Raw genomic sequence first — 12,480 nt, forward strand, 5'->3', positions numbered from 1 at the left:
AGTCTTTGTTGAGCGAGGTAAAAACCGAGGAACCCGAAAACCGGGGTAACTTGTTGCTCCCACCTCCCACTTCCCAGGCGGTTACTTCCCCCGCGGAGTCTCCCTCCTGGTATCGCAGCGCCGTTTTCTACGAGGTGCTAATCCAGGCGTTTTCCGATTCTAACGGGGACGGGGTCGGGGATTTCCAGGGACTCATTTCCCGTCTGGATTACCTGGCTTGGCTAGGAGTGGACTGCCTGTGGCTACCACCTTTTTACCCGTCTCCAATGCGCGATGGTGGCTACGATATCAGTGCCTATACCGATGTGAATCCGGCTTTCGGCACCATGGAGGACTTCACCACCCTGGTGGAGGCCGCCCACGAACGCGGAATTCGAATCCTGGTCGATATCGTAGTCAACCACACCTCCGACCAGCATCCCTGGTTCGAGGCTTCCCGCAAAGATCCGGAGGGCGAATACGGGGACTTCTACGTTTGGCGCGACAGTGACCAAGAGTATCGGGACGCGCGGATCATTTTTATAGACACCGAAACCTCGAACTGGACCTATGACGAGGTACGTGGGCAGTACTATTGGCATCGTTTCTTCTCTCACCAACCGGATTTAAATTTTGAGAATCCCCAGGTGCAAGAGGCAGTAAAGAACGTGGTGCGTTACTGGTGCCGCACGGGAGTAGATGGCTTCCGCCTCGACGCCATCCCCTACCTGTTTGAAGAAAACGGTACTAACTGCGAAAACCTTCCGAAAACCCACTGGTTTGTGAGTGAACTGCGCAAAATGGTGGACGCGGAGTTCCCGGGAACTTTAATGGTGGCAGAAGCCAATCAGCCTCCTCTTGATGTAATTGATTATTTCGGCAGCGAGACCGACCCGGAGTGCCATATCTGCTTCCACTTCCCCCTAATGCCGAAACTGTTTGCGGCTTTGCGTACCGGATCCTCGAAGGGACTGCGGCAAATCCTGGCGGAACTCCCGGGACTGCCGGCGGGTGCGCAATGGGGAACTTTCTTGCGCAACCACGACGAACTCACCCTAGAAATGGTTACTGACCAGGAACGGGAAGACATGTATTCCTGGTATGCACCCGAGTCGCGGATGCGGGCAAATGTGGGGATCCGCCGCCGCCTGGCGCCACTTTTGGGAGGCTCGCGCCGCAAAATAGAACTCGCCCACGCCCTCTTACTATCGATGCCCGGATCCCCCTTTCTCTATTACGGGGACGAAATCGGGATGGGCGATAATATTTGGCTGCCTGACCGTTTCGGGGTGCGTACCCCCATGCAGTGGGACACGTCCACCACCGCCGGTTTTTCCTCCGCCCCCCTAGAGTCTTTCCTGGTGCCTTTGATTGATGCTCCCGGCTGGGATAATCGCACTATTAATGTGCAAGAATCTCTGGGGCGTCCCACTTCCTTGCTGCATTGGCTGCGCCGCGCTATTCATCTCCGCCGCCGCCTCACCTGTTTTGGGCAAGGCTCGCTGTCGCAGGTAGGGACGGATCAAGATTCGGTATTGGCGTTTATCCGTCGCGACCAAAACTCTACGGTGCTTTGTGTCTACAACCTGGGAGAGGGCGCGGTGGCGGCGCGGCTATCGCTGCCGGGCATGGCCAGTTGGAGCCTGCGGGAAGCTTTCGATGGCGGTTGGTTCCCTGCGGTGGGCACGGATGAAACTGTCACCGTGACTATGAACCGCCATGGTTTTTACTGGTTAGAACTTTTTGCCCCGGACCAGGCGCAAGACCTCCATGACCGGGAAGAAGAGCCCCCGACTACCACTACTTCTTTGCCGGTGATTATCCATTCTGCTTCCCCGGTAGCCTCTACGCAGACTGATAAAGATGCCAATACTACCTCTGACACTTACCCAGCCTTAGATTTCTCGGCGTTAAAGGAGAAAAAAGATGACCGCTGAGTCCCCTAATAGCCAGCTTAAATGGCCTGGCAGAGACGCTATTATCGACACCGTCTGGGACTACCTCACCCTGCGGCGCTGGTTTCCCTCCCACTTGGAACGCTCCCAGGTGCGGGTTTTAGATTACCGCGAACTCGATGATCCCCAGTTCCGGCTGCTGATTTTAGAGGCGCAGGGAGTCTGGTATCACCTCCCTCTGGCCTTGGTGAGGCAGTGGACGGGCGCCGGGGTGGCCGGACGCACCGCTCCGCCCGAAAACTCCGGCTACCTGATAGATGGTCCCTACTGTCCGGCATACATTGAATATTGGATTAAGTCGACCCACCAGGCGGGAACCCTACCGCTGCTCCCCGAAGCTGAAGACTTACTGTCTAACCTGCTAGCGGCCAGTTTAGAGAGCAAAGTCTTAACTGGGGAACAATCCAATTCTTCGGTGTTACTGGGCGGAAAATACCCCACGATTATTAAATTTTTCCGAGTGTTGGTTACCGGATCGAACCCCGAGGTCACCGTACCGTTAGCTCTGGCTCGCACCGGTTGGCAGGGAGTCCCCCAGCCCCGCGGCTACTCCCAACTGAATCTGTGGGATCAAGACGGCGAGCCCCAAGAGGTCACTACCGCTAGCGCCGCGATCCGTTTGGATGAAGCCCAAGACGGTTTTAAACTGGTTTGCTCCCTAGCACGCAGCGGCGAAGACCCCGCTGGTCCAGCCCGCCGGTTAGGGGAGTTCACCGCGGATATGCACCGCCATCTTTTAGAGGCTTTTGGGTCCGGGGAAGATCCCGCTTCGGGCACTATGCTGGCCACCCGCCTGCGCAACCAGTATCAGCAGGCGGAAGCGGCCTATCCCCGGCTGCGGGAGCATCCGCAAATCGAGGAGGAAGTTAATCGGCTCGCCCAGGCACTAACCGGTCTGGGAGGATTGCCCCCGACCCAGCGAGTACACGGAGACTATCATCTGGGGCAGTGTCTCTATAGCTCCGGAGATTGGTATGTTATCGATTTCGAGGGCGAGCCTTTGCGCCCGCTGGAAGAACGTACCGCTCCTGACCAGGTAGAACGGGATATCGCCGGAATGTTACGTTCTTTTGACTATGCCCGGGTAGAAGGCGGCGCCGATGGGGATTGGCTAAACCAGGCCCGCCTAGCGTTCCTGGCTGGATACTTTGGTGAAGAACAACTCCCCACCCCCGCGCTGGTAGTGTTGCGGGCTTTTGAAGTGGAAAAAGCCCTCTATGAAGTTCGCTACGAAGCGGAACAGCGTCCCGACTGGGTAAAGATCCCCTTGGAAGCGTTAATGCTACTTCTGCCACAGTCGCATTAACCTGCATAAATACCCATTTTTTCCGGGCGATTCCACTAGCATTTTTACCCCAATTTCTGCTAGGGTTGTTACAGAATTGTAATCTTTGTGACATTAAGGAAATCAGCAGGAGTATTCATGCGCAATCCCTTAGCGAAGCGCCCCACGGCGCTCGTCCTCGCCCTCTCCCTGATTGGATATATGATTGCCCTGATCGGGCCGGCTTTAGCGGTGGGTGTCGCTAACGCTGCCAATGGTAAGGCCATCAAATCCTGGAAACAGCTCGGCACGGTTATCACCGAAGACATCGATCTCAGTGATTCCGCTTTGCCCGCCGCCGCCCCGGGACACCCCTATACGGTGGGCGCCAACGTAACCGTAACTGGCGCGACAGGCAAGACTTTTAACGGGCTATCTTTCCAGGTCCAGGCAGGACACACCCTTACGCTCAACAACCTGAACATTGACAACTCCGCTCACCCGGAACTGGCGATGGTCACTGCTGCGGACAATAACGCAAATAACCGCCTCGCCTTTACCGGGGAAAACACTTTCACCCGCCAGGGTGCATCCTCGGAAAGCGCCACCAAAGAATCACCGGTTCCCCTGCCGTTAGTGCAGGTAAAAGCGGATACCACCCTAAATATCGGACAGAATGGTTCCGGCACCTTGAATCTGTCTAACCCGGGTTCTCCTCTTTCCCAAGCTGCCCTGATTGGCACCCAGCATTTCTCAGCTTTCGGCACCATCAACCTTGCAGGCGGCACTTTGAACCTGCAGGGCTCATCTCAAAGCGCGGCCCTGATTGGCTCGGGTGGTGCCTTCTACGAGGTCAACCCGAATACTAATCCCAGCTGGCTCAACAACTACGATGAAACTCCTTGGAGCGCCGGGGGCACTATTAATGTCAAGGGCGGCACCCTCAACCTGTCAAAGGTTGGCAGCGGCGCCTATGGCGGGGCTTTCATTGGTACTGGTCGCGGCGCGGTTAAAATGCCTGCTTCTGCCGGATCCGATTGGGCACAAAAAAACGCCGCGGTAAACATTAACGTTAGCGGCGGACAGATTAATGCCACCGGTAACCACACCGCTCTGGGAGCTGCCAGTTTCACTACCCCCATGCAGGATTCCGAGGGCCAGGTAAAGGATAGTTTCACCCAGCCGTATGCGCGGGTAAATATCTCTGGCGGCAACGTCCAGGTCAGCCCAGCTGCTGCTGATACTGGCAATAGTGCGATGAATATTGGTTGCCGCGGGGTGGGCAACTGGAACGAAAACTTCGCTAATCTCGGCTGGCCACTGGCGCCGGGCTGTGAAGTGGCAATCAGTGGCGGCACAGTGAATGTGGGTACCGCTGACTCCACCCTTGATAAGGCCGGGGATATCGCGGCTATCGGGTCTGGCCCTGACAGTGCCAACCTAGACGTAAAAATCTCCGGAAAAGCGCAGGTAACCGCCTATTCTAATGGTCGCGGTGCGGCGGTTGGCGGGGGTTATGCCTCCGGAACCTCTCAAGTCACTATTTCGGATAGTGCCCAGGTTAATGCTCTGGGGGTAGTAAGTGAATCTCCCGCTATCGGGGCAGGTGGCCTGCCCTCTGATGCGTTGTTTACCGGTAACTCCCGTTTGAACGAAGATACGATCCGCGGGGCAGAACAAAACCAGGTGGTTATTTCTGGAAATGCGCGGGTGAACGCCGAAACCGCTACGGATTCCGCTGAAAAGCACAGCGCGGTTAACGGAGCTATTGGCGCTGCCGCTAACCGTTCCGGGCAGGTCACTATTAGCGGTCAAGCCAACGTGACTGCCAAGGTGTTTGGACGCCGGGATGGCGCGGTAATCGGCAGTGCCGGTTTCATCGACACTTACGTATCCGAACCTTTCCAGGTCACTATTTCTGGATCTCCTACCATACAGGCCGCCGTGCAGCCGGTACCGCTAAAAACTCAAAAATTGGGTTACGGTTTCGGGGCGGCTATCGGCTCTGGATACCAGACTAAAGTTCCAGCTAAAATCACTCTTTCGGGCAGCCCTGATCTGGATTTGATCGGCGGGCAAGCCAGCTCCGGCGTAGGCCTGGGCTTCAAGAGCAGCGGCGGGGGTAGCACCGTTACCGCTAACTTGGACGCGGGCGCTAATATCCATGTCACCTCGCCCGCTGGTTCTCCCCGCACTGATGGCAGCACCGACCGTGGGGGTTACGGTCTGCTTCAGGGGCAGAATATGCCGCTCGATACCAACACTGGCAAGGGGCAAGTACTGAATCTACGTTTTGCCGATGGCAAGGCGGATGGCTCCGGTAATCCGCAAACTCTGGGGCTTACCACTGCGGTGGATAAACTCACCCAGAATAAACAGTCGGTGCCCTTCTCGCTGGTAACCGCCGAAGGTGAAACTGTACTTTCTTCTGCACTCACCAGCACTCTTTACAATAATCTGGCAGTCTCGGTTCCCAAGACTGGGAACTACTACTTGCAATCGGGGGTAACCCCCAGCCTGTTCGCCTATCACGGCGATAAGAACGCGGCAGATGCCTTTATTTTCCCGGTTAACGGTCAGATTTACACCCAGGACGGATTGCTTTGGGCGCCGGGTTATTCCTTAAAGTACCAGGTAGCTGGCGAGGGCGGTACCCTCCCCCAGGCTTACACCACTACTCGCTACCTGCCCCCGAATACGGTAATCGGGGCCCTACCGGCAGTAACCCTACCTGAGGTTTCTGGTAAGACCTGCACGGTGGACCATTGGGAACTTAACGGCACCGCGACCACCGATGCCGAGATCACTCAGGCAAAGCTGAGTGCCGATACTGTAGTGAAAGCGGTTACTAAGTGCGAAGACACTGTCACTCCCCCGGATCCGCAGCCAGAAAAAGCGGCTTTCACTTGGCAGCTGCAAGATCCCCAGGGTAATGCTCTAAGTGGTGGCCAGTTCACTTTGACTGAAAAAGACGGCGCAGCAGTTGCCGTCCCGGATTCTTCCTCTGGAACTTTCACCGCCGCTGATCTGGACCCGGCAAAGAGCTACGTACTTACTCAAACTGCTGCTCCCTCGGGTTACGACCTACCGCAGCAAACCACCCACACGGTTACTTTTGCAAAGACCTCGCAGGGATACCAGGCGATAGTTGACGGTAAAGCGGTAGCGGGCGATGCTTTCGTAGTGCAAAATACCAAAACCCCGCTGCCTCCCCAGCCGGTAACTTTCAACTGGAAACTCCAAGATGCCGGTAAGAACGTTCTGCCCGGCGGCAGCTTCAAACTGGTTTGCGGCTCCCAACAGGTAGCGATTCCTGCTGCAGGTAGCGCCTCGGGCACCTATAGCGTTTCTTTAGATCCCACTAAGGGAGCGTGTACCCTCACCCAGACTGCAGCCCCTGAAGGTTACAAGCTCGGTGACGTCACCTCCTATGAAATTAGTTTCGTAGAAAAAGATAAGGCTGGCGGCATTTGGGCCGCGGTAGTAGCCGGTAAGGAAACTAGCGACGTTACCTTCACTAACGTAGCGCTACCTAAACCTCCAGCAACGACCTCTTTTGCTTGGAAACTGACTGGCAGTGACGGCAAAAACCTTAATGGGGCTACCTTTACTCTCAATGGTGGGGATACTCCCCTGACCGTCATCTCCCAGGACGCTGCAGATCCCGGGGTATATAGCGTCTCGAATCTGGATCCGAAGAAGACCTACACTTTGACCGAAACTACGGCTCCCAGTGGATATGAGGCCGATAAGGCCAGCTATAAGCTCACTTTCGTTGCCAACGGTGACACTTATAAACCGCAGATAAACGGGAAAGATTTGCCCGCTGCCGGTCTGGTAATTAAGAACGTTAAGCTACCCACCAAGGCAGAGATCCGTTGGGAAGTAGTTTCTTCCGCGGATTCCTCCCAGTATGTACCGGGAACTACCTTTAAGGTCACTCCCTTTAATGCTGATGGTCAGACCTTAGATGAGGCTAACGCTTTCACCGTAGCTGATGCCACCACTGCGGTCAGTCTTGATCTAAATAAGGGCGAGGGACAGTACCGGGTAATAGTCCCGGATGGTTCCCGTAAGTACCAGGTGGAACAGACAGGCTTCGGCGCTGATTTTGCTCCTAAGACTGGCGCCCAGGTGGTAACTTTCAAGAAGCAGGGTAACGACAGCTACAGCCAAATCGTGGTAGGCAGCGGCCTCAAGTTTGAAAACATTCCGGTGATTAAGACCGCCCAGTTCACTTGGAAACTGGTAGATGGGGATGCTAAGCCCCTTGCGGGCGGCAACTTCTCGCTCAAGGATGGCACCGAAACCGTTCCGGTCACTGAGAATGCGGCAGATGCTTCTTTCCAAGCGACGTTGAATCAGGCTAAGACCTATAAGTTGCAGCAGACCGCTGCTCCGGCAGGCTACGAAAAAGATGCCCGAACCTACAGCATCAGTTTTGAAAATGGGAAAGCCCAGGTTTCGATAGACGATACCGGGGTTGACCTAACTGACGGGGCGCTAGTGATTAGCAATAGCAAGCAGGCTACCGAGCCGACTACGGATCCGACTACAGATCCTACGGAGGAGCCGACCACTGATCCGACTACGGAACCGACAACGGATCCCACGGAGGAGCCCACCACTGATCCGACTACCCCCGGAACTAAGCCGACCACTGATCCCACTGATAACCCGACGCATCCAGTTGGCGGGGAACTCACTTGGAAAGTGGTTGATTCCCAAAATAAGGCAGTAGCCGGGACTTCTTTCCAGATCACTCCCCTGGGCAAAGATGGGAAGCCCAATACCGCGGCCGCCTTTAAGGTCACGGATTTTGTCAGTGGCACCACCACCTTCGGGGTACCCACTGACCTAGATGCTGCTACCGGTGCCTACCGAGTGAAAGTTAGCGACGTAACCTTGCAGTATCAGTTAGAGCAGCTAACTACCACCAAAGGTCTGCAACTGGCAGCCGCGCAAACGCTTTCCTTTAATAAGGGAGCGGACGGCAAATGGTCGCAAAACGCTGCGACCCCATTCGTTAACCCGGCGGCTCCGGATCCCACTGACGAGCCGAGTACCCCCGGAACTGAGCCCACCACTAAACCCAACCCGGGTAACAACGGTGGGGCTACTACGAAGCCGTCAGCTGGCCAAAACAGTGGAGCTACCGAAGCACCTTCCGGTGCCTATATGACGGGTGGATCTTCTGCTGCGTCTAGCTCTGCGGCGGGACCGGCACCCTCTTCTTTGCGGGTGACCGGGGCGAACGGAGCCAGCTTGGCTTTGATCTCCGCGCTCTTGGCACTCGCCGGTGCCGGGGTGCTCACGGCTCGTAAACTGCGCCAAGACCGCTAGGATTCTCCGCCCGGTTAACCTTGCATCTCCAATAACCCCATCGAAATCTGTCCTAAGGAGGACGCAATGTTTAGGAGATCAAATTTAGCTAGCTCTAGTTTTGGGAGCAGGAAAAGCTACCGGCTAAAAGAAAAATTAGCTAGTACTCTAGCGGCAGTTGCTCTAGCCTGCGGTTGCGCTGCCAGCCTGAGTGCTTGCGGCAATAAAAATAACGCCGCAAAAAGCCCCGCACCCTCCGCCTCCGAAACCACAACCACCAGTAGCGAAAACAGCTTGGATAGTGAAATAGGCGATGCCGGCCTAACTTTTAAAACCATTCATAGCGACATATTAGATATGGATATCACCCTACCCGAGCAGGCAAAACTGATCATTAAAGGATCGGATAAACTGCCAGCTATGGAAGGCACAGATAATAGTGAAGAGTACCAGTGGAAAATGGGAGATGTTTACTATCAAGTTTCCATAGATAGAATTATGACTGAAAAATGCCCATCAGAGGCCTCTGTGCTGTATAGCAATCTTTTAAGGGAAGGAGAGACCGATCCCGATAATTTTTATCAACTAGGCGACAGTCATGGCGATACGGCATTATTTTTCTATTCTGACTGGAGTGCTGTTACCAGCAAGATAAATAGCAATGATTGTTCTGTTAATGGTGAAGTTCGTGCTGGGGAAGAATTGATAGATATTATTGGCGTAGATGGTGGCTATTACGACAGAAATGGGATTGATGACGCAAAACGACAAACTATAAGACCCATCGTCCGGGCAGTCGCCAAGCATCTAATGAAATCCGTGGACGCCACCAGTTAATACCGTTTCTCAACCCGATATCTGCTTTGTAGGTAATTTTTTAGGAGATACCTGCCCCCGCTCGTCGCGGGCACCCTCCGAAAGCGCTGCGCCAGCTAACTCCGTTTTCCCTCGCACAAAGAAAATACTTCTTAAAGAGACCAGCCCGAACCGCTAAGGCTCGCGTCCTTGGAGGGCTACCCAGGCGGAGGCTTGGGCTCCGGCTTCTGCCAGGTTAATCCCTAGTTTGCTTTGCAATTTGTCCAGCCGCTTCGCCACCGTATTACGGTGCAGTCCCAGGTTTTGCGCCATCTGCTGCCGGTTACCTTTAGTGGCAACATACTGTTCCAGCAGTTCCACTAGTTCCGCCTCTCCCCGCAGAGGTCGCAGAAACTGCCCAGAAAAAGCAGCCGCAGTTTCCCTGCCTATCACCTGCAGCAGTCCCGAACGAGAAATCTCCTCCCAGCGGGCTACCTGCTGAGTATTTCCGGTATGCCGCAAGGCTTGCCGCGCCCCAGGCAAGCCGGCACTAAACCGCGAGATCGGATAGTCCTGCCCCACCCCCGCCCGCAAAGCCGAAAACTCTTTCCGGGAAAAGTTGGACAAAGTCAGCGGCAACGCCGCCAGCGGAATCGCCATCTCCAGCTGGGAAGCGTGAAAACGCCACAGCGGCGGAGGCAGAGTTTTTGTCACTGCCCGCTCTACCCTGGCAGTGAAAGCCCGCAGATCTCCCTCTTCCCCCGTCACTACTACCGGCACATATCTCCCGCTTAAGGCGCGCGAGAGGGGAAACGCCATTTCGGTCAAAATCTTTGCTGCCCCCAGCTCTTCAGAAAGTAAGAGCTCAAATGCCCGCTGCAACAGGCGCCCCTGATAGGAGGCAACGAACCGAGAGTTAGCCAAGGCCGAAGCGATTAACAGGGAGGCCTGGGAAAGCGCTTGCTGCTGCCAAGGCTGCGGGAAGACGCTCCAACAGGCTTGCAACCAGGCGGTTTCCTCCCCGAGGGCGTTGATCGGAGTGAAAAGACAGTATCCTTCCTCGGTTTCAAAGGAAAGCCGCTCAGTATTGGCGGAAAATCCTTCCCAAGACTCCGCCGCTAAGTCCTCTAAATCCGCAGTTACCGAAGGGGCTACTGCCTTCGCTATCGTCCTGTCCGCCGTATCCCTCACCATAACTAGGGCGCCGATCCCCTGCGCCAACTCTCCGGTGATTATTTCTGCTCCTCGTGGCTGTGCGGACGCGCGAATCAGCCGCTGTTGCAAAGCCGTAAGTTTATATTTGCCCGAGGTGGCTTCGGCCTCGATCATCCGCGCCACTTCCTGGGAAAGCGCCACGAAAGACTGGTCGGCGGCCACCTCAATCAGGTTAAGACCGCTTTCCCGGGCTGCCTGCACTAAAAACGGGGGTACCTTGTCATGGCTGAATCCCAAGCCGAACCCCAGGGTAGTAATCCCTCCGGCCACTAGGCGCTGAGCATACTCCAGCCAGCCTGTTTCCCCCTCCGGATTCCCCGCGGAAGTGGTCAGCAACAGCTCGTTTCCCTCTAAAAAAGCAGCGGGATTTATTTGTTCCGAGGTCGCCACCCAGCGCAGCTTGGCCAGAGGATTAGGACACCACAGGGATTGGATATGCAAATGTGGCCGCCCCAGAAGCGCCTGCACAGTAATCATATGTACATTATGCACATTCTAATTCCAAAATTAATGCATTTTGCACATTTACCCCTGACTTACGTCCTAGATAGACTGAAACTACCGCCGCCCAAAAACGGAGGTAGGTGGGGCGCTGACCGCCTGAGCCCGCGGAGAAAATCCGCTAGCGTTTCCTGTTATCCAGGAAGATAAGGTCAGCCCCCCAGTTGAAAACCTTAAAGGAGATCAAAATATATGTCCGAGGATTACAAACCGAATCCCTATGAGGACGCGAAGAATCAGCTGCGGGAAGCCCAGAAAATCCTGGGGTTCTCCGAAGGCGACTACGATATGCTCGCCTCGCCGCGGCGCGAAATGAGCGTTTCCATTCCGATTCGTCGCGATGACGGTACCCATGAAGTGCTGCACGGCTACCGGGTACAACACAACTTGACGCGCGGGCCGGCAAAAGGCGGCATCCGCTACAACGAACACGTAGATATCGATGAGGTTCGCGCCCTGTCTATGTGGATGACCTGGAAATGCGCCCTGGTGAATCTGCCCTACGGCGGTGCTAAAGGCGGGGTCACTATTGACCCCAGCAAGTATTCCCAAGCTGAACTAGAGCGGGTCACCCGCCGCTACATTTCCGAGATTCTGCCGATCATCGGCCCGGAAAAGGATGTGCCTGCCCCCGATGTGGGAACCAACGAACAGACCATGGCCTGGATCATGGACACCTATTCGCAGTTCCAAGGCTATACCGTCCCCGGTATTTGTACCGGTAAACCGGTTTCCCTGGGCGGATCGCTCGGGCGCGCCGAAGCTACCTCCCTGGGCGTAGTAATCATGGTGGAAGCGGCTCTGAAGAAAAAGGGCATCAAGTTTGAAGAGGCCACCTTGGCGGTTCAAGGTTTCGGTAAAGTAGGGCGCGGAGCTGCGGAAATCGCGCAGCGTCGGGGCGGCAAAGTAGTAGCCATCTCCGATATTTTCGGCGCCATTTACAATGCTGACGGTATCGACACTAAGGCTCTGGGCGAATACGTTGACGAAAAGGGCAAGGTCGTGGGCTTCCCCGGTGCAGAACCGCTCGATGCCGCCGAGCTGCTGCTACTCGACGTTGACGTAGTGGTGCCCGCCGCGATTGAAGGCGTACTCACCAAGGACAACGCTCCCGATGTGAAAGCCAAGATCATTGTAGAAGGCGCGAACGGCCCTACCGATTCTGCCGCCGACAAGATTTTGAACGAAAAGGGAGTAATGATTGTTCCCGATATTTTGGCTAACTCCGGTGGCGTGATCGTCTCCTACTACGAATGGGTACAAGGACGTGACAACTTCTTCTGGCCGCTAGAGCGGGTACAAAAGGAAGAGGAAGAGCGGATTAGCGCCGCCTGGAAAGACGTTGAGGCTTACGCCGAAGAAAAGGGCGTGACCTTGCGCGTCGCTGCTACCGTATTGGCGGTGGAGCGGGTCTTGCAGGCTCACAAACGGCGCGGCCTCTACCCGTGA

At 55.5% G+C, this 12,480-nt stretch carries 6 protein-coding genes; 5 read left to right on the forward strand and 1 reads right to left on the reverse strand.

Translation table 11 applies throughout. The features are described 5' to 3' along the window. Nucleotides 1–8 precede the first annotated feature (8 nt). From treS to AC1EKS_RS06015, 4 genes are all read left to right on the forward strand, one after another. On the forward strand, nt 9–1,916 hold the full coding sequence (treS, locus tag AC1EKS_RS06000) for a maltose alpha-D-glucosyltransferase (RefSeq protein WP_481009684.1): 1,908 nt from the start codon (nt 9–11) through the stop codon (nt 1,914–1,916). Continuing rightward, entirely contained in the window at nt 1,906–3,240 is a 1,335-nt protein-coding gene (locus AC1EKS_RS06005) for a phosphotransferase (RefSeq protein ID WP_481009685.1), read from the forward strand. Before treS ends, AC1EKS_RS06005 begins: the two co-directional genes overlap by 11 nt. A gap of 117 nt (nt 3,241–3,357) precedes the next feature. After that, on the forward strand, nt 3,358–8,541 hold the full coding sequence (locus AC1EKS_RS06010; RefSeq protein ID WP_481009686.1) for a SpaA isopeptide-forming pilin-related protein: 5,184 nt from the start codon (nt 3,358–3,360) through the stop codon (nt 8,539–8,541). 66 nt (nt 8,542–8,607) lie between these two features. Then, nucleotides 8,608–9,357 (forward strand): hypothetical protein, encoded by a 750-nt coding sequence (locus tag AC1EKS_RS06015; RefSeq protein WP_481009687.1) that lies wholly within the window; start codon nt 8,608–8,610, stop codon nt 9,355–9,357. 153 nt (nt 9,358–9,510) lie between these two features. Here AC1EKS_RS06015 and AC1EKS_RS06020 read toward each other — a convergent pair whose 3' ends face one another. Next, entirely contained in the window at nt 9,511–11,022 is a 1,512-nt protein-coding gene (locus AC1EKS_RS06020; RefSeq protein ID WP_481010312.1) for a PucR family transcriptional regulator, read from the reverse strand. 201 nt (nt 11,023–11,223) lie between these two features. Between AC1EKS_RS06020 and AC1EKS_RS06025 the strand changes: the two genes are divergently transcribed. Next, on the forward strand, nt 11,224–12,480 hold the full coding sequence (locus AC1EKS_RS06025) for a Glu/Leu/Phe/Val family dehydrogenase (protein WP_481009689.1): 1,257 nt from the start codon (nt 11,224–11,226) through the stop codon (nt 12,478–12,480).

The organism is Varibaculum sp. C0165D1, assembly GCF_056590355.1.

Coding starts and splice junctions, on each gene's coding strand:
- AC1EKS_RS06005 (WP_481009685.1), top strand. CDS start 1,906: ATGACCGCTGAGTCCCCTAATAGCCAGCTTAAATGGCCTGGCAGAGAC.
- AC1EKS_RS06010 (WP_481009686.1), top strand. CDS start 3,358: ATGCGCAATCCCTTAGCGAAGCGCCCCACGGCGCTCGTCCTCGCCCTC.
- AC1EKS_RS06015 (WP_481009687.1), top strand. CDS start 8,608: ATGTTTAGGAGATCAAATTTAGCTAGCTCTAGTTTTGGGAGCAGGAAA.
- AC1EKS_RS06025 (WP_481009689.1), top strand. CDS start 11,224: ATGTCCGAGGATTACAAACCGAATCCCTATGAGGACGCGAAGAATCAG.